This window comes from Geovibrio ferrireducens (assembly GCF_026226615.1).
GTDB lineage: Bacteria > Chrysiogenota > Deferribacteres > Deferribacterales > Geovibrionaceae > Geovibrio > Geovibrio ferrireducens.
The window spans coordinates 37,962-55,676 of sequence record NZ_JAJAPB010000016.1; the positions used below are offsets into that span (position 1 = coordinate 37,962).

21 protein-coding genes are annotated in these 17,715 nt (G+C 49.3%); all 21 read right to left on the reverse strand.

What is annotated here, in order from left to right; all coding sequences use genetic code 11:
- Positions 1-93: 93 nt before the first annotated feature.
- The 21 genes from trpA to OSQ85_RS12915 all read right to left on the reverse strand — a co-directional run bounded on the left by trpA (position 94) and on the right by OSQ85_RS12915 (position 17,451).
- Complete coding sequence (gene trpA / locus OSQ85_RS12815; protein ID WP_265823622.1) at positions 94-795, reverse strand: tryptophan synthase subunit alpha; 702 nt, start codon at positions 793-795, stop codon at positions 94-96.
- Positions 792-1,934 (reverse strand): tryptophan synthase subunit beta, encoded by a 1,143-nt coding sequence (gene trpB, locus OSQ85_RS12820; protein ID WP_265823623.1) that lies wholly within the window; start codon positions 1,932-1,934, stop codon positions 792-794. The genes trpA and trpB overlap by 4 nt, the downstream gene beginning before the upstream one ends.
- Positions 1,931-2,470, reverse strand: a complete 540-nt coding sequence (locus tag OSQ85_RS12825; protein ID WP_265823625.1) for a phosphoribosylanthranilate isomerase — start codon at positions 2,468-2,470, stop codon at positions 1,931-1,933. Before OSQ85_RS12825 ends, trpB begins: the two co-directional genes overlap by 4 nt.
- A complete protein-coding gene (locus OSQ85_RS12830; RefSeq protein ID WP_265823627.1) occupies positions 2,461-3,240 on the reverse strand; it encodes an indole-3-glycerol phosphate synthase TrpC in 780 nt (259 codons plus the stop codon). The genes OSQ85_RS12825 and OSQ85_RS12830 overlap by 10 nt, the downstream gene beginning before the upstream one ends.
- Positions 3,212-4,195 (reverse strand): anthranilate phosphoribosyltransferase, encoded by a 984-nt coding sequence (trpD, locus tag OSQ85_RS12835; protein ID WP_265823628.1) that lies wholly within the window; start codon positions 4,193-4,195, stop codon positions 3,212-3,214. Before trpD ends, OSQ85_RS12830 begins: the two co-directional genes overlap by 29 nt.
- Positions 4,192-4,746 carry an anthranilate synthase component II gene (locus OSQ85_RS12840; RefSeq protein ID WP_265823629.1) on the reverse strand — a complete coding sequence of 185 codons (555 nt, stop codon included), beginning with the start codon at positions 4,744-4,746 and terminating at the stop codon, positions 4,192-4,194. Before OSQ85_RS12840 ends, trpD begins: the two co-directional genes overlap by 4 nt.
- Positions 4,730-6,202: an anthranilate synthase component I family protein gene (locus OSQ85_RS12845; protein WP_265823630.1), complete on the reverse strand. Its 1,473-nt coding sequence runs from the start codon at positions 6,200-6,202 to the stop codon at positions 4,730-4,732. The genes OSQ85_RS12840 and OSQ85_RS12845 overlap by 17 nt, the downstream gene beginning before the upstream one ends.
- A 580-nt stretch (positions 6,203-6,782) precedes the next feature.
- Positions 6,783-7,931 carry an MFS transporter gene (locus OSQ85_RS12850; RefSeq protein ID WP_265823631.1) on the reverse strand — a complete coding sequence of 383 codons (1,149 nt, stop codon included), beginning with the start codon at positions 7,929-7,931 and terminating at the stop codon, positions 6,783-6,785.
- 2 nt (positions 7,932-7,933) lie between these two features.
- Entirely contained in the window at positions 7,934-8,674 is a 741-nt protein-coding gene (locus OSQ85_RS12855; RefSeq protein ID WP_265823633.1) for a lipoprotein intramolecular transacylase Lit, read from the reverse strand.
- 4 nt (positions 8,675-8,678) lie between these two features.
- Positions 8,679-9,824: an HD-GYP domain-containing protein gene (locus OSQ85_RS12860; protein WP_265823635.1), complete on the reverse strand. Its 1,146-nt coding sequence runs from the start codon at positions 9,822-9,824 to the stop codon at positions 8,679-8,681.
- Between the two features lie 165 nt (positions 9,825-9,989).
- On the reverse strand, positions 9,990-10,493 hold the full coding sequence (locus OSQ85_RS12865; RefSeq protein WP_265823637.1) for a flavin reductase family protein: 504 nt from the start codon (positions 10,491-10,493) through the stop codon (positions 9,990-9,992).
- Entirely contained in the window at positions 10,490-10,759 is a 270-nt protein-coding gene (locus tag OSQ85_RS12870; protein ID WP_265823639.1) for a cytochrome c family protein, read from the reverse strand. The genes OSQ85_RS12865 and OSQ85_RS12870 overlap by 4 nt, the downstream gene beginning before the upstream one ends.
- Positions 10,760-11,178: 419 nt before the next feature.
- The gene (locus tag OSQ85_RS12875; protein WP_265823640.1) at positions 11,179-11,871 is read right to left on the reverse strand and encodes a DUF554 domain-containing protein; all 693 of its coding nucleotides are present in this window, start codon (positions 11,869-11,871) and stop codon (positions 11,179-11,181) included.
- A complete protein-coding gene (locus OSQ85_RS12880; protein WP_265823641.1) occupies positions 11,868-12,440 on the reverse strand; it encodes a phospholipase D-like domain-containing protein in 573 nt (190 codons plus the stop codon). The genes OSQ85_RS12875 and OSQ85_RS12880 overlap by 4 nt, the downstream gene beginning before the upstream one ends.
- Complete coding sequence (yihA, locus tag OSQ85_RS12885; RefSeq protein WP_265823643.1) at positions 12,403-12,963, reverse strand: ribosome biogenesis GTP-binding protein YihA/YsxC; 561 nt, start codon at positions 12,961-12,963, stop codon at positions 12,403-12,405. The genes OSQ85_RS12880 and yihA overlap by 38 nt, the downstream gene beginning before the upstream one ends.
- 11 nt (positions 12,964-12,974) lie before the next feature.
- Positions 12,975-13,820 (reverse strand): DHH family phosphoesterase, encoded by an 846-nt coding sequence (locus tag OSQ85_RS12890; RefSeq protein ID WP_265823644.1) that lies wholly within the window; start codon positions 13,818-13,820, stop codon positions 12,975-12,977.
- A gap of 56 nt (positions 13,821-13,876) precedes the next feature.
- On the reverse strand, positions 13,877-14,296 hold the full coding sequence (locus tag OSQ85_RS12895; protein WP_265823645.1) for a secondary thiamine-phosphate synthase enzyme YjbQ: 420 nt from the start codon (positions 14,294-14,296) through the stop codon (positions 13,877-13,879).
- A gap of 140 nt (positions 14,297-14,436) precedes the next feature.
- Positions 14,437-15,318 carry a DUF3800 domain-containing protein gene (locus OSQ85_RS12900; RefSeq protein WP_265823646.1) on the reverse strand — a complete coding sequence of 294 codons (882 nt, stop codon included), beginning with the start codon at positions 15,316-15,318 and terminating at the stop codon, positions 14,437-14,439.
- A 1-nt stretch (position 15,319) separates the two neighbouring features.
- Positions 15,320-15,532, reverse strand: coding sequence for a DUF2905 domain-containing protein (locus OSQ85_RS12905; protein ID WP_265823647.1), 213 nt, complete (start codon positions 15,530-15,532; stop codon positions 15,320-15,322).
- Positions 15,533-16,099 carry an epoxyqueuosine reductase QueH gene (locus OSQ85_RS12910; protein ID WP_265823648.1) on the reverse strand — a complete coding sequence of 189 codons (567 nt, stop codon included), beginning with the start codon at positions 16,097-16,099 and terminating at the stop codon, positions 15,533-15,535. It abuts the gene before it with no gap.
- Positions 16,096-17,451 (reverse strand): TrpB-like pyridoxal phosphate-dependent enzyme, encoded by a 1,356-nt coding sequence (locus tag OSQ85_RS12915; protein WP_265823649.1) that lies wholly within the window; start codon positions 17,449-17,451, stop codon positions 16,096-16,098. The genes OSQ85_RS12910 and OSQ85_RS12915 overlap by 4 nt, the downstream gene beginning before the upstream one ends.
- Positions 17,452-17,715: the final 264 nt, after the last annotated feature.

Here is a 17,715-nt window from a genome sequence, read left to right on the forward strand (position 1 = left end):
ACAATTATACGATCGAGTGACTAATTATCAAGCTAAAGTGATTTGAAATAAACTTTGACTCCCCGCCGGAATGCCCGGCGGGGTTAAATTTGACTAAAGAAGAGACTTTACAAATTCTGAATATTCCGCAGAATTTTTCTGGAGCTTAACAGCCGCAGTGCCCACCACAAAGCCGTCCGCAACCTTAAGCGCCTTGTCCGCGTCAGTTTTGTCCTTTATGCCGAAGCCCATCACTATTTTTTTATCGGTAAACGCTTTTATCTGCTGTATGCGTTCAGATATTTCAGGGGAGGACAAGTCCACACTGCCCCCGGTTATACCCCTTATACCTATGAAGTATATGAAATCGCCCTGCATCACAGCGGCTTTCTTTATATCCTCCTCGCGGGATTCGGGAGTAACGAACGGAATCAGAGGAATCTCAAACCCCTGATCATAAAAATAGCTGTGGAGCATGTTCGGCACATCAGGGATAATGAGCCCTGAGAGCACATCCTTGAAATCGTCCGAGAATTTCTTTATTCCGTAGTTATATATAATATTTGCATATGTCATTACGTACAGTTTCGCTTTCCCTTTGCTGAGGGTTTTAAGCCCTGCGAGAACATCCCCTGCCTTCACACCTGAGCCCAGAGCCTCCTGCACGGCAGAGGCTATCACGGGGCCGTCCGCCACGGGTTCGCTGAACGGAACGCCGATCTCCACAAATTCGTATCCGGCGCTTATTACAGCATCAAAACATTTAACGAAGCTCTCCCTGTCAGGATAGTTGCCTACAATGTATATACCTCTCATATATCCCTCTCTGAATCCTTGTCTCCCCTGCCGGAGAGGTTGATAAGCACCTTTCTGCCTTTGAACTTATCCTTATTTTTCAGCACATAGGCTATGGCGTGGCTCGATTCCACAGCGGGAACTATCCCTTCCCTGCGGGCAAGCTCACGGAAGGCGAAAACAGCGTCCTCATCCCTGACCTTGTCATATGTCACCCTGCCTGTTCCGTGCAGGTATGAGTGTTCAGGCCCTATGCCCGGATAATCCAGCCCCGCGGCGATTGAGTGCACATCTGCAACCTGCCCGTCCGCAGTCTGCACAAGGTAGGTCACACATCCGTGGAGAATCCCCGCCCTGCCCTTTCCTATGGCCATGGCGTGATCCCCTTCGTTATCTGAGAGACCGCCAGCCTCTATGCCGTAAAGCTCGCAGGAGGTGTCAAGAAAGCCTTTGAATATGCCTATGGCGTTGCTGCCGCCGCCCACACAGGCCACCACAGCATCAGGGAGAAAGCCCATCTCCTTGAAGCTTGCCCTTGCCTCCCTGCCGATTACGCTCTGGAAGTGCGCAACCATCTCCGGAAACGGGTGAGGCCCTATGACGGAGCCGATTATGTAATGAGTGTCCTCAACATTTTTAACCCAGTCACGCATAGCTGCGTTTGTGGCATCTTTCAGGGTTTTTGAGCCGTCATGGACAAGCTCAAGCTTAGCTCCCAGAAGCTTCATTCTGTCCACATTGGGCTTCTGTCTCGCAGCATCCACCGCACCCATGTACACTGTGCAGTCCAGCCCGAAGAGTGCTGCAACCGTGGCAGTAGCCACACCATGCTGTCCGGCTCCTGTCTCGGCGATTATCCTTTTTTTACCCATGTAGCGGGTAAGGAGTGCCTGAGCTATAGTATTATTTATCTTATGGGAGCCTGTGTGGTTAAGGTCTTCCCTTTTAAGGTAAATCTCGACTCCGTATTCCTCGGACATCCTTGAGGCATAGTAAACCGGGGAGGGTCTGCCTATGTAGGTTGTACTGTATCTGGCGAGATCCTTCTTAAACTCAGGGTCGTCCTTAAGCATGTTAAACTCTCTTTCAAGCTGTTCCAGTGCCGGAACAAGGGTTTCGGGAACGAACATTCCGCCGAAATCACCGAAAAATCCTTTCATATATCCGCTCCTCTTACTGCATCTATAAATTTTTTCATAAGTTCATAATCCTTTACGCCGTCTTTCTCCACTCCGGAGGAGACATCAGCCCCGAACGGGCGCACAGCTTTCACAGCATCCGCAACGTTTCCGGGGTTCAGCCCGCCGGAGATAAGCAGCTTATCCCTGTAGGCGCTTAGCCATTCGGGAAAGCCTTTGTATATGCCTGAGCCTCTGCTTGCGTCATAAACGAAAAGGGCGCATTCAGTGTCCCGCTCGTCTCTGTCTGATGCGTAGGCGAGATTAGGCAGGTTCACCGCCTCGGACACCTGAACATAGTCCGCCAGATGCGCCGCCTCCTTCACCTCATCAAAGCTTACGCCCACAATGAACGTCTTTATCCTTCCCTGAGCGTATGTTATCAGCTTGGCCGCATCTTCGGCGTTCACGTATCTTCTGCTGGGTTTATGCATCACGAAGCCCGCGGCATCGTACCCCAGTTCAACCGCCTTATCTATCTGCTCAAATGTTTTTAAACCGCAGACTTTTACAAACATGCAGCCGCCATCATCTCAGCGAAAAGCTCCTCTATTCTGTCGGAAGCCATAAGCCCTGAGCCTATAAGGAACGCATCCGCCCCTGCTCCGCGCATCATGGCCACATCCATCGGCTTTTTCATGCCGCTTTCCGCCACCTTCATATAGTCGCCGTTCAGAATATCCAGCATGTGCGCACCGTAACCCATGTTTATCTCAAGTGTTTTGAGGTTGCGGTTGTTCACCCCCAGAAGCTTGGGTTCACAGGCCAGAACTGTCTCTATCTCCTCAAGGGCGTGTACCTCAAAAAGTACCTCCAGCCCCAGAATCCGTGCCTTTTTAGCGAGATAAAGCATCTCATCCTTATTCAGCACCGAGGCCATGAGCAGAACACAGTCCGCCCCTGCGGAGTAGGCGTTTGTTATCTGCTTTTCATCAATGATAAAATCCTTGCAGAGAACGGGAATCTTAATCTCCGCCGCAACCGCCGCCAGATCGTTTATGCTCCCCTTGAAGTATTTTTCATCACAGAGAACACTCACCGCACCTGCGCCGAGGCGTTCGTAGGTTTTTGCCTGAACAACCGGATCTGCCGCCGTGTTTATATCACCCAGAGAAGGGGAAGCCTTCTTGACCTCCGCTATTATCGGCTTTGTCCTGAGCGATTCCCTGAAATTCAGTACAGGCTTTGTCCGCCTGCCCGGAAAGGTTTTCAGGGTTTCCATCTCTCTGCGTTTATTGGCTATTATTTCATCCAGCATTTTATCCTCTGAGGCTTTCGAGTTTTTCAACCACTTTTCCGCTTTTTATCACGGATTTCGCCTTTTCAAAACCATCTTTCATATCAGCGCAGATTCCGCTCACATAAAAAGCCAGAGCCGTGTTCAGGGCTATGAGATCCGTGAGCTGTTCGTCCTCACCGGCTATGGCTCTGAGAAATTTGGACTTTGCGTCCTCTCCGTCAGTGACCACAGGCATTTCAAAGGGTGTGAAGAAATCAGCCGGGTTAACGCTGAATTTCTCGACTCCGCCGGATGTTATCCTGTAGCAGAGTGTGGGGGCGCTGCTTGAAACCTCGTCATATCCGTCTTCGGAACTGTAGAGGATTACCCCTGTTCTGCCCAGTTTTTCCATGGCTTTTGCCAGTTTTTCAAGCTTGTCTATGTTGCTGATCCCTATGAGCTGGTAATCAGGGTCGCAGGGGTTTGAGAGAGGGCCGAGAAAATTGAACACCGTGGGAACCTTGATAGCTCTTCTCACCGGGCCTGCGTACTTCATTGCGGGGTGGAACTTCGGTGCGAAGAGGAAAACATAGCCGTGCTTCTCGAAATACTCGCTGTCCTTTCCTTCGTCAAACTCTATGGGAACGCCGAGATGACGCAGAATATCTGCGGAGCCTACCTTGCCGCTCTGTGCGACATTTCCGTGTTTGACTATGTTTACGCCCGCCGCCGCCAGCACAAGGGAGACCGCAGTGGAGACATTGATTGTGGATTTGCCGTCACCGCCTGTTCCGCAGGTGTCGATGACTATCCTGTCGCCCTTATCCAGACGTATCTTCTTCTTGTTCATGGCGTTTGCCGCACCGGCTATCTCGTCCGGAGTTTCACCCCGAAGGCGCATAGCCACCAGAACGGCCGCTATCTCCGCCTCGGTGAGTTCCCCCGCCATTATCGCATCAAAAAGTTCGCTTGCCTCTTCAAAGCTCAGCTCATGCCCCATAGCGGTTTTCTGTACCAGCGTCATTTTATCCCCCTTGCGAAATTTATGAAATTAGTGACCATTTTCGCACCCTCTTCACTGCGCACCGATTCCGGGTGAAACTGAACACCGAAGAGCATTTTTTCCTTATCTTCCATAGCCATAACCTCGCCGTCGCTTTTTGCTCTGGCTGTCACGAGATGATCCGCACCTTTGACGGCAAGGGAGTGGTAGCGCACTGCGTCAAACTCATTTATCCCTTCAAAAATAACGCTTTTCTCCGCCTTCACCCTGTCTATCTTTCCGTGCATAACCGACTTTGCCCTGCCCACCTCATAACCCAGATGATAGCCTATCGCCTGCATTCCGAGGCAGACACCGAATATGGGCTTTCTGCCTGCGTATTCTTTCAGGTAGTGCAGGCTTGTGCCTGAGTTTGCAGGGTGCGAAGGGCCGGGGGATATTATAATCCCTTCGTATTTATCGGCATTAACCGTTTCGTTATTCTTTATCAGCTCAACCTCCGCGCCGTTCAGCCTGAACAGGGCATACAGGTTGTATGTGAATGAATCGTAGTTATCAACGAGCAAAAACATTGCTGTCCTCCAGATTTTTCAGTCTTTCGCAAGCGGCGAACATTGCGTTGAGCTTGTTATTTACCTCTTTGAATTCGTTTTCCGGCTTACTGTCGTAAACTATACCCGCTCCGGCGCGGAGTATCATTTTATCCGGCTTAACAAGCGCACTTCTGATAGTTATGCATGTGTCGAGGTTGCCGCTGTAGCCGAAGTAGCCTACGCACCCTGCGTAAAAGCCTCTGGTTGTGGTTTCGTATTTGCTGATAAGCTCCATAGCCCGCACCTTCGGCGCACCGCTTACTGTGCCCGCTGGGAAGGTTTTCATAAATGCGTTCAGGGGCGAAAAGCCTTCCTTCAGCTTTCCGGAGACAGATGAAACAATGTGAACCACATGGGAATAAACCTCCGCCTGAAAGCATTCGTCAACATTCACGCTCTCAGGTTCGCATCCGGCGTAAAGGTCGTTTCGGGCAAGGTCAAGGAGCATAAGGTGCTCTGAAATCTCTTTCGGGTCATTAAGGAGAGCGTTCTTTATTCCTTCTATGTCATCGCCTATGGGGTAAGTTCCCGCTATGGGCTTGAGTACCGCCTTTTTGCCAACCACTTTCAGGTGGATTTCGGGGGATGAACCGCAGAGAACATCTTTTCCGAACTTGAGATAAAACATATAAGGAGAAGGGTTTACATTTCGCAGCGCCCTGTAGAAGCTCACAGGGTTTACCTTAGCCTTAATCTCGAACCTGTTGGAGAGAACAACCTGAATAGCCTCGCCTTCGATTATCTCTCCCCTGAGCTTCTCCACAAGCTCCATATATTCAGGCTGCTCAAACTCCTTAACAGGGTCAGCCATACCGGAATCGTGGGAGTCAAAGTTAAGTCCGTGAAGCTCGCCCGCCATAGCCTCAGTGCGTTTTACCGCCTTGGCGTATGCCTCTTCCGCATCCCCTTTAAGCGGAACGGAGCATGCGGCGTAAATTCTTCCCATGCGGTTGTCAAACACATAGAACTCATCCACTTCGAAAAAGCCTATGAGGTTCTCATCTGAAGGTTCAGGGAGAAGCTCGCGGAGTGTGCCCATATAGTTTGCTGATTCGTAGCCGAAATAGCCCACAAAACCGCCCGCGAAATCGCCGAAGCGTCCGTCGTTATAGCCTTTGCTTTTGAAAAACTCCTGACCCAGATAGTCCATGGGGTTCATCATAAAGGTGTTCTTCTTGCCCCCTTTCTCTTCTGTGATGGTTCCGCCCTTAAAGGTTATCACCCTCTTGGGCTTGCGGCCGAAGAAAGAGAACCTTGAAAAAGTCTTATCAAGATTCGCACTCTCCAGAAGAAAAACATGCTTCTCATTTGAAAAATTGCGGAGAAGGGCAATGGGCGTGAGCGTGTCCCCGGCTATCTCCCTGTAAACCGTAGCCCGGTCATACTTCGCTCCGTCTGCTATCTCCTTGAAAACACTCAGTTCGGGATAGATCATGCTGTTAACTCCTATCTTAATTAATTTTTATTTATTCATTCTTCAGTTATTTCTATAAACCCTTGTAGGTTTTCATTCGTTTAAGCATTTTCAAAAAACTACATCCTGTGTTTTTTGAAAAGACGCTCGCGGCGGGGTAACCCCGCCTTCGCTTCGCACGGCGCATTCCCGTCCGTGGGAATGTGTGACTACCCTCATCACCAACTCCGAATAGTCAAAGCGTGTGTCCTGACTGCACAGGATGTCGGCAGTCGGACTATAAACGGCTCCGCGGATGGAGCCGCGCCGTGCGAAGCGAAGACGCATTCACTGCGGCGCGAGCGTGTGTCCTGACTGCACAGGATGTGGCAGTCAGGACTATAAAAACAGAAAGGGGGTCGCTGTTTTCACAACGACCCCCTCTTAAATTCGGTTAAACCAAAAAGAGCCGCGCGGCATGTACCACGCGGCTCTGTATTATCACAGTATCAGCGGACAGCCTCCTATTCCGAAAGCGTCCACCACCAAAAATTAGCTGTAAAGTTGAAACCTTTAAATGCCATTTCCATAATCAGCGATTATAAGTATCTGTATAAAGAAGTCAAGCGGAAATTTTCCGCCTTTCCTGCATGAACCACGCAGCGGCGATGGAAACAGAAACCACAGAACCGATCAGAAGCAGAAAAGCATTCCACCCGAACCTGCTGTAAACAAACCCCGGAAGGAATGAACCGAAGGTTCCGCCGCCGTAATAGAAGGAAACATACAGTCCGTTGGTTATCCCTTTTTTATCCTCCGCTATCTTGTTGACATAGCCGGATGCCACTGAGTGCGCCAGAAACATGCCGCAGCAGAAAAGGAACATGCCGAAAAACATAACGTAAAGGCTCGGATAGGTAAACAGAAACAGTGTGCAGGCATAAAACACGAGAGCCGTGAAAACCGTGTTCATCTCTCCGCCGAAAATCTTGATTATCCGCAGCGCATTCAGCGACATGACTATACCCATGATATAGCCCATGTACATGATGCCTATGGTGAAGGAGGACGAACCCGCGCTTATCTCCCTCACCCTGAAAGGTATGAAGTTCAGAATTGCGGCAAAGGTAAAGAAAGTGGCGAAAATAAGCAGATAGATTGTGGCGAACTGCCTTTTTTTAAGCACATCCAGAACAGAACGGACGCTGAATTTTGAAATCTGTATCTCCGCTTCGTGGAGGCTGCGGATAAGCACAAATGCAAGCGAAAGGCTGAAAGCGAGTATGAGAAATGTCCAGCGCCAGCCGAAGTATGAGGCGATAAGCCCTGAAAAAAATCTGCCCGCAAAACCGCCGAGGATAGTGGACGAGATGTAGTATGCCATCTGCTTCTGCACTGTTTCCCTTTTGGTGACGGTGGATATGTAGGTCATTATGGAAGTGAGCACCGCAGGAATAGCCATGCCGACAAAAAAACGTATGACTATCAGCAGGTGGAAATTATCCGTAAAAAAGAACGCAAGCTGGAGAAGAGCCAATGCGCCTATACCTATTGAAAAAAGCTTTTTTGAGGAAAACGATTCCAGCATATAGCCGTAAACAATCGGCGCAATGCCAAGGGGAATCATGGTGACAGTGGTGAGAAGAGCCGCCTGCTCCTTGCTTACGCCGAATTCGCTCATCAATATGGGCTGTAAGGGCTGGGGGGCATACAGGGCGGAAAATGTCATGACCGTGGCATACACCATGATCAGTGTATGGTAAGTTCGCACTTCTAGTTTATCCCTCTGTTCAGGCTGAAAAGCACACCTGCTATAAACATAAGTGCAGTATAAAAAACAAATGCTAATATGACAAGCATTAAGGCTATATAACCGAAAATATCCGGAGCATGCATCAGAACGGTCATCAGGGATTCTTCATAATAAAAAAACCACTGGTGCTCCTTAAAAACCACTTCATGAAGGAAGTAGAAAACCTCTTTTACACCGAAAGCATAAATCAATAACCCGCTCAGGCAGAGAACACCCAGAGTCACCGGAACGGCAATAATCGGTCTCGCAGGACGGATCTTCTGGTTCGCCATGGCGATAATGCAGAAAAGGGAAGCCACAATGAAAAAGTATGAGCTTATCTTAAACCAGAAAACAACATCCGAAACATCCATAAGATGCTGAATTTCAGGTGTTGTGAGGAGTTTGTATGACTGCTCAGTCATCATTGGCCTGAACTCGATATTCTCAAGCCCTTCACCCGCGCTGTTGATTGCCCTGCTTATTTCACCGAAGAGCCTTTCATGCTCCTCCCTATCGGTGAGGACGAACAGTTTTTTCTCGCTGTCGGCGTTTTTCGGGGCGTATTTCCGCACCATGCCGTCAATATCAAGCATTTTGTACATGGAGGAATAGCCGAAGTCAAATTTTGACATAGCTGTCCAGGAAAAGAAGGCGGAAGTGTAAAAAAGGCATACGCCGAAGAGTATGTTAAGCAGAATACCTGCCGTTTTTTTGTTCATAATTTCAAAGCCCCTCGTCGGGCGTGTCCTTGTAGGTATCTCTTACGGTGATAAATTTATCAAGATTATCAAAAAATACTTTAACCAGAGCAGGGTCAAAATGCTCTCCGCTCTCTTCCCTGAGAAGGTTCAGAATCCGTTCCATTTCCCATGCTTTTTTATACACCCTGTCGCTTCCGAGGGCATCAAAAACGTCTGCAATGGCGGTTATGCGGCCGAAAATATGTATATCCCCGCCGGAAAGGCCGTAAGGGTAGCCCTTTCCGTTCCATTTCTCATGATGGGTGAGTGCCACCGTTGCCGCAGCTTTCAGTATTTTCCTTTCGGAATGCCTGAGTATGTTGTAGCCCATAACAGCGTGGCTGCGCATAACTTCCCATTCCTCATCATTAAGCTTGCCGGGTTTCAGAAGTATGGCATCGGGAATGGCAACCTTCCCTATGTCATGCATGGGCGAGGCCATTTTCAGGAGTTCGGCCTCCTTTTCGTTCATGCCGCTGCCGATAGCCAGAATGTAGGAGTATTCGGCAACCCTTTTCACATGGTAGCCCGTCTCCTTTGAGCGCATCTCCCCGGCTTCCGCCATGGTAAAGATAATCTCCTTCTGCGTGTGTTCTATCTCCTGCTGCATAAGCACTGTGGAAAGCTCCTTCCCTGTGTAGGTAGCGGCCAGCATCAGCCTGCGCACATCCTCCTCGGTGAATTTTCCTTCCTCAGTCATTTTATTTATAGCCTGAAAAACCCCTATGACGTTTCCTTCCGGGTCGTGGTAGGGGATTGCGATCATGTTTCTTGTGCGGTAGCCTGTCTGCATGTCCACGGTTTTGTCAAAACGAGGATCGCTGTAGGCATCGTTTATGATAATCACCTCATCATTCTCCGCGGCTTTCCCCGCAATGCCGCTTCCCAGAGGAATGCTTATCCTGTCCAGCCCGTGGGCAACCTTTGTCCAGAGGATGTCCCAGCGTCTGTCTATCAGCCAGACCGTACACCTGTCCGCCACGACAAGATCACGCCCCATATCAGCCAGAATCACAAGCATCTGATCCAGACGGTGTTCGTTTGCAATCAGGCCTATGTAGCTGAAAATAGATGCTACAAGCTCTTCTGCCGTGGGCTCCGGTCTGGAGATGTACAGCTTCTCAGACATATCATTTCTTCCTTGATTCTAAAAACATATGCACAAACACAATTACTACCATAACAGCAGCAGTTGCAAGCAAAATCATTTTCCCGTCAGTCATGGCCGACTGGAAATGCTTCTGGGCTGAGGCCACCCTTTCAGGCAGCTGGCTGTGATAAATAAGGTTCATCGCTACTCCCTGAATATTTTCAATACTTCTCCTATATAGATTCGGTGATAATCCTTAGCCGGATAAAATTTTTCTGCACCTTCATCCAGAAAATTACGGCTGTCCATATCCTGAAAATATATCTTTTTGCAGAGAAGCACCAGTCTTGCCTGCTCAAATGCCGTTGAACCGCCTACGGGAATAGCCGTGAGCCCGGTTTCCAGCGCCTTATCGTAATCCCTGCCTGACTTTGAGCCGCAGAAATTAAGCGCCGGGCGGAACTCCTCACTGAAAAAAGAGAGGGTAAATTCATCATTCTTTTCCATAAAGCCGTAAGTGTATCTGGTGGGGCGCACATAAACAGTTGCGGCGGGCTTATTCCAGAGAATACCGAGGCCGCCCCAGCTTGCGGTCATGGTGTTGTAAGAATCGGGTGTGCCCGCCGTGATCAGCGTCCAGTCTTTGCCGATCAGCCTGAAAGGGTTGTCGCTGAGTTCTTCAGGCTTAATGATATCAAAATGCTTCATTTATTCTCCTTTGATGCGAGAAATTCCGCCACTGCTGAGGCTTCGCTCCCGGTTATTTTAAGCCCGAAGCCCTTCATTCTGTCAATGGTGGAAGCCCACTTCTTCTGATCATACTGTTTTTTCAAAGCAAGCTCAAGGCTGTGGCATCCGGCGCATTTAGAAGTAAAAACCTTTTCACCGTCAGCCGCTTTTGCGTTTACGGTTATCAGTATACAGACAGAAATTACAACGATTAGAAAGATAATAAAAGATTTTAAAGATTTCATGACTTGCCTCCTTGATCTGATAATAAAAATCCGCACATCCTGTCGGATTTTTATACACGCTCGCGCCGTGGTAAACACGGCTTCGCTGCGCACGGCGTCGGCACTTCCTGTGCCTCATTCATCTGAGACCTGATAATAAAAATCCGTACATCCTGTCGGATTTTTATACACGCTCGCGCCGTGATGAACACGGCTTCGCTGCGCACGCCAAATTAGCGAGACCGCCGCGCCGCTGAAGCTCCACGCAGTGACACCCTTCATTGCGAACGAAGTGAAGCAATCTCACTTAAACAGCAGCATCGTCCCTTCTCAGTGTCATTCTGAACGCAGTGAAGAATCCCAATGCGCCGTTTTCCTTCACACACAGGGTTCAGGAGCATCACAGAAGCGGCTGTCGCTCATACCTAATTTTATCACAGCTATGACAGGATCAAAGTCAGATAATCATAAATCGGAGTGATAAAAATAGCAGGAAGCATGTTTGCCGTGCGGAATCTGGCTATGCCGGCCATCCCTATTCCGATGCTGAGAATAATTACTCCGCCCGTGACAGAAATAGCGCTGACGTACATAGGCTCGCTGAGAAGAAATCTTAAATTAAACGCCAGAAGGCTCAATATTCCCTGATAAATAAAAACACTGACAGCGGAAAAAATTACGCCTATTCCCAGTGTCGAGGCGAGGATAACCGATATTATGCCGTCAAGAAGGCTTTTCACATACAAAAGGCTAGGATCATTCATAAGCCCGTCCTTTATACTGCCCAGTATGGCGAAGGAGCCCACGCAGTAGATAACCGATGCAGTCACAAACCCGTTTACAAAGTTCTCCGACTTGCTCTTGATCGCTTTCCTCAGGGTTTCCCCAAGCTGCTCCAGCCTGCCCTCTATGTTCAGAAGCTCGCCTATTACCGTTCCGATAACAAGGGAGACTATAACAGGGAAAAAGTCATGATCCTCAAAAGCCATTTTAATGCCGAGAACCGCCACGGCAAGCCCCACAACCTTCACCACCGAGTCCTTAACCGATTCGCCCAGCCTCTTGCCGAAGACAAGCCCGGCCACGCTTCCGGCCACTATGGCCGCGCTGTTTACCACTGTTCCGATGATCACCTGAAAAACCTCTCCACATATTCAGTGGCTTCCGCCGCCAGAGATTCCGACTCAAGGCGCATGGTCACTTCATCATTATAATTAAACGCGCTGTAGGTATAGTTATGACTGCCGGAATAGACTATCCGCCCGTCAATAACTGTCATTTTTGTATGAAGGCGCTTTTTCGGGCTGTCATAAAGAACAACCGCACCGGCCCCAGCCAGTGCTGCGCCTGTTTCCCTGTTCGCCTTGGTGAGGAAGGATTTTTCATCCTCCTCAACATCAAACACTACCCTGACCTTCACGCCTCTTTTGGCGGCATTTTCAAGGGAAAGGAGCAAAAGCTCCGTATCGGCGGGCTTGTCCCTGTCCGCTTTGAACATATAAATTGTCATGTCTATTGAGCGTTCCGCGGAAGTAATATCGTCAATCAGCGGCACGATGAGCCTTTTTCCGTCCAGAAAGGCAACCTCCGCCGTGTGCGTGTGCAGACGCGCGGAAAGGTTGGAATATACGAAAAAGACTATAAAAACAAATGCGATTAATAGTTTAAAGACCCGCGACCGAGCGGAGCGCTTCCCAGACATTATCTTTACCGTGTCCCGTAAGAGACGAGTAAAGAAAGAAATGTTCCTTATCAATTCCCACTTCCTCTGCAATAAGGCGAACCTGTTTTGCAATCTGATTGTTTGAAAGTTTATCTGTTTTTGTGAGTATCACCAAAGTGTGGGTTTCCGTCTCGGAAAGCCAGCTCAGCATGTCCATATCCTCTTCGGACGGGAGGCGGCGTATGTCCAGAATCAGCACACATGCTTTCAGGTTGTCCCTCTTGGTGAGATAAGTCTCTATGCACTTTGCCCACGATGCCCTTTCCGACTTGGAGACGGCGGCAAAGCCGTATCCGGGCAGATCCACAAACATTATTTCATTATCAATATTGAAAAAATTAAGCGTTCTGGTCTTGCCGGGTTTGGCGCTGACCTTAACCAGCTTTTTACGTCCGAGAAGCGAGTTTATCATGGACGACTTGCCCACGTTGCTTCGCCCCACAAAGGCTATTTCCGGCAGCGCGCTTTCGGGGTAGTCCTTCTCGAATACTGCCGATTTCACAAATTCCGCATTCACTCAAAAACCCCCATGTCACGGAGCAGACACTTCATGCCGAAGCCGAAATCCACACTGAATCCTGCTGCGTTTTTGTGTCCTCCGCCGCCGTTTCTCACTGCGATTTCAGCCACATCAACCTCCGGGATTGAGCGCAGCGAGACTTTCTTCTTCTGAGCATTGACTATCACCACGTAATCCACGCCGAGTTCATTTGTGATGTAGTTGCCCACTTCGGAGTTGTACTCCTCGCAGAAAACGGCATATGCACTGCGCCCCTGCGTATCCGTAAACTGAAAGCCGGACTTGGCGGAGTTGCGGATATATCTGTCGCGCCTGTCTTCTTCTATTTCGATAATGAGCGTTTCGCTCTCGCCGAATTCGGCGGAGGGCACGGCGAGAAACCTTGCCTCGAACCTGTCTATACCCAGCTTCATAAAGAGGATGTTCATCTGGAGACTGTCAGTGCGTTTCATGTGCCACATGTCAAAGTCGTTCACGCAGTCCACAAAGTCCGCATATGGGGAAACATCGTACCCCTGCGCCTCAAGCCATTCGTAGGTGAGCTTTGTGGCTGATTTCGTGGTGTCATGCACCACGCCGTGGTTCCCCTTGAGCCATGAGGAGGTGGGGTGATGGTCGATGAAGGTTATTTCCGTTTCGCCCAGCACACTCTCATAAGCCCTTTTGGATGGGGAAACATCCGTGATAATCACGCCGTCGTAGCCGCCGCTCTCTTCCTCAAGCGCCTGATCAACATCATTATAGTTGAGGTACAGCGTGTTCACGTTTTTCAGGTATTTCTTGATCAGTATGCCGCAGCCTACTCCGTCAAGATCGTTGTGTGATATATGAAGATGCAAAATACACTCCTTGTTTTAATTATAATAACCGGCATCGCAGACCGGACTTTCAGGCACTACTCGCCGATTATTTTCACAAGCACACGCTTACGCCGTCTGCCGTCAAACTCACCGTAGAATATCTGCTCCCATGTGCCGAAGTCAAGCCGCCCTTCGGTAACGGCGACAACGACCTCCCTGCCCATTATCTGGCGTTTGTGGTGTGCATCCCCGTTGTCCTCCCCTGTGAGGTTGTGTCTGTAGCGGGTGAGGGGCTCATGGGGCGCAAGCTCCTCCAGCCATTTTGCGTAATCGGTGAGAAGCCCGTCCTCATCGTCATTTATAAAAACAGAGGCTGTTATGTGCATGGCATTAACCAGACACAGCCCCTCCTGTATGCCGCTTTCAGCCAGAGCCCTCTCCACATCACGGGTGATGTTGATGAACTCCATGCGCTTTGTGGTGTTAAAGAAAAGCTCTCTGCGGAATGATTTCATATATTTACCTTATAAGCTCGTTAAAAAACCCGTTCATTCAGGTATCCTTGACATCTATGCCCTTTTGTACCATAATACAAGTGGAGACTCGGCTCACAGACTGCTTTCGGGTGGTTTGTGAAGCATTGTCTCCTTTCTTTTTATCTGCTTCTGCTTGTGTAGGGATCCGGCACATATGTTATCCCGTACATATATATACTGCTTCCATTTTTTTCCGCCTCACCCTTAAACTGCAAATCATACAGCCAGCCAGAAAAATCTTTCAGATCCTGCCTCACAGGAGCATCCATCCCTGCGCTTGGAATACGAAAGCACTGATTTATAAGATATATACATACATCTGCTGCCTGTACCGGGTATGACAAACTGGAAGAAACAAAAAGTGGCACAGGAACAATGATGCCGCTTCGTTGCTTTCCGACAGATGTTTTAAGGAAATAGTTATGCAGTCTGTTAATGAATCTTCTGTCTTCCGACTCCTCAACTTCATCCATGACAATGATTCCGTGCTCTTTTCTTTCCTTAAGAAAAAAGTAAAACCGTTCAAAAAGAAAAACGTGATCTTTGCGGAGATAATCCTCGTATTCGAAGTTTTCAGGTTTGCGAACATTTTTCGGAATAGCAGAGGCAAAAAGATAACATTCATGTTCTCTTAAGAGCTCCATTATCGAACCGGCCATTCCTACCGATGCCTGACCATAAGCCAGAAATTCCTTTTTGGCAGGATTAGTCTTCTCCAAGCCTTTCGTCAGAAATTTTCTGCATAAACTCCTTCGTTCATCATCCTCAAGCGGCAAATCCATACTTGCCCACTTCAGTCTGTCTTTATCAAGAAGCTTAGATCCCTTGAGTTCTTTATTAAACTGTTTCAGATGTGTGCCAAAATAATTCAGTTCAAGATTAAGCCAATCCTTAACAAAAGCCCATAGTTTTCCGGAGTGAATCGCAAACCCGCCCCTTACCTCATAGGGCATGGTTCTGTGGTCATGTCCGCTCTCATCCATAAACAGAAGCCAGCTCATTTTATCTCCTGAAAAAAATATTCAGAATAACAGTGAGGACAATGCTCACTATGATGGAGGTAACTATAGGGAAATGAAAGGAGAAGTTCTTCCCTTTAAAGGCTATGTCACCGGGCAGGCGGCCGAGGCCGAACTTCCCGCCCACAGTGAATATCACCCCGGCTACAACAAGGACAATGCCCGTAACAATCAGAATTTTGCCAATTCCGCCCATCTAAAGCCCCTCTTTCAGTCCGGCGAATTTCTTAGCCAGCCGCCCTTTGAAGGCATCCTCCTCACTGTATATGCAGCCGCAGTATTTCTGGCGGTACATCTCAAGCCGCTTTGATTCGTCTATGCCGTGCTGCCAGCCTTCACGCCAGTCTTCGTAGTGAAACGGCACACAGTATTTCTTCGCCGCCGCCTCGCACATTTCGATAATAAGTTCATGCTTCTGGTATCTGCTGTAAAGCAGTGTGGTGGAGAAGCAGTCAAACCCCTTCTCCGCCGCAGTCTGCGCCGCTTTCTCCATACGTGATGAATAGCAGTATGCGCAACGCATATTCTCACGGTAGGCGGCGTTTCTTGCGAAATCCGTCAGGCCGTAAGTATCATCCGCAATCATTTCAATCCCCTGTGCCCTGTTGAACAGGACAGCCTGCTCAAAGCGGGCGTAAAGCTCCATGAGCGGGTGTATGTTCGGGTTGAAAAAATATGCGCATATATCGTGCCCGCCCTCTTTCAGTTCCCTTACGGGATAAACTGAACAGGGGGCGCAGCACTGATGAAGGAGTATTCTCATTTCACTTCCGGAAGATGTTTCAGGGATTCTGCAATCGCCGCTTCGGGGTATGCGTAGTCCTCAAGCTTGCCGTCGGTGAACGCCTCATATGACATCATGTCGAAATGTCCGTGTCCGCTGAGGCAGAAAAGCAGGGTTTTGGCCTCTCCGCTCTCTTTGCATTTCAGGGCTTCCTTGATTGTGGCGGCTATGGCGTGTGAGGATTCCGGAGCAGGAACCACACCCTCTTCCTTCGCGAACATAAGCGCGCTGTTGAAAACCTCAAGCTGGGGAACGCTCTGCGCTGTGATAAGCCCCTGATTGTAAAGCGCGCTCACCAGAGGAGACTCCCCGTGATAACGCAGACCGCCGGAGTGGATCGCGGGCGGCTCAAAGTCATGTCCGAGGGTGTACATCTGCATAATGGGCGTAAGCTTCGCCACATCGCCGTAATCGTAGGTGTAGATGCCTTTGGTCAGCGTGGGACAGCTTGCGGGCTCCACGGCAACGGCCGTGACGTTTTTGCCGTTCATTTTATCCAGAACAAAGGGGAAGGCTATTCCCGCAAAGTTCGAGCCGCCGCCGCATGATGCGAATATCATATCAGGATAAGCGCCGATCTTGGCAAACTGCTTCTGCGCCTCAAGACCGATTACGGTCTGATGAAGGCAGACATGGTTGAGCACGGAGCCGAGGGCATAGTTAGTGTCCTTGCGCCCTGCCGCCTCCTCCACAGCCTCGCTTATGGCAAGACCCAGACTGCCCGGCATGTCGGGATTGCGTTTCAGGGCTTCACGCCCTGCGTTTGTGAGTTCAGACGGACTGGGGAAAATCTCCGCGCCGAACATTTTCATAAAGGCTTTTCTGTAAGGTTTCTGGAAGTAGCTGACCTTAACCATGTAAACCCTGCACTCCATGCCGAACTGCGCGCAGGAGAAGCTGAGCGCACTGCCCCACTGCCCTGCTCCTGTTTCGGTGGTGAGCCTTTTTATTCCGGCTTCTTTGTTGTAATAGGCCTGCGCCACGGCAGTATTTGTCTTGTGACTGCCTGCGGGGGAAAGCCCCTCGTATTTATAGTATATTTTTGCGGGCGTACCGAGGGCTTTTTCCAGCCTTCTTGCCCTTATAAGGGGCGACGGCCGCCACAGGGATATTATTTCGCGAACCTCATCGGGGATGTCGATCCATCTTTTATCTGTCATTTCCTGCTCAAGCAGAGCAGGGGGAAAAATCGCAAGAAGCTCTTCGGGCGCAACAGGCTTGCCCGTTGCGGGGCTTATAGGGGGTGCGGGAAGCTTGGGCATATCCGCCATAATGTTGTACCACTGCTTGGGAACTTCGCTTTTATCCAGATACACTCTGTCTTTATCCATGATTGTTACGCCCTCCGTAAAAACTGATATACCCGCTCATTTTAGGTGAACTTAAGCGAGTTTTCAATATATTATAGGTAAAATGGTAAAGGCGGCATAAAATGGTATCGGGAATCCTGCCGTACAGAGAGAACCGCTGCTCCGCAAGGTGCGAGCTATGAGAAAAAATAATTGTCATTCTGAGGCAAAGCCGAAGAATCCCTGACTTTTGAGACTGCTTCGTCATTTTACTCCTCGCAGTTGTATATGTTATTTAATTCGAGG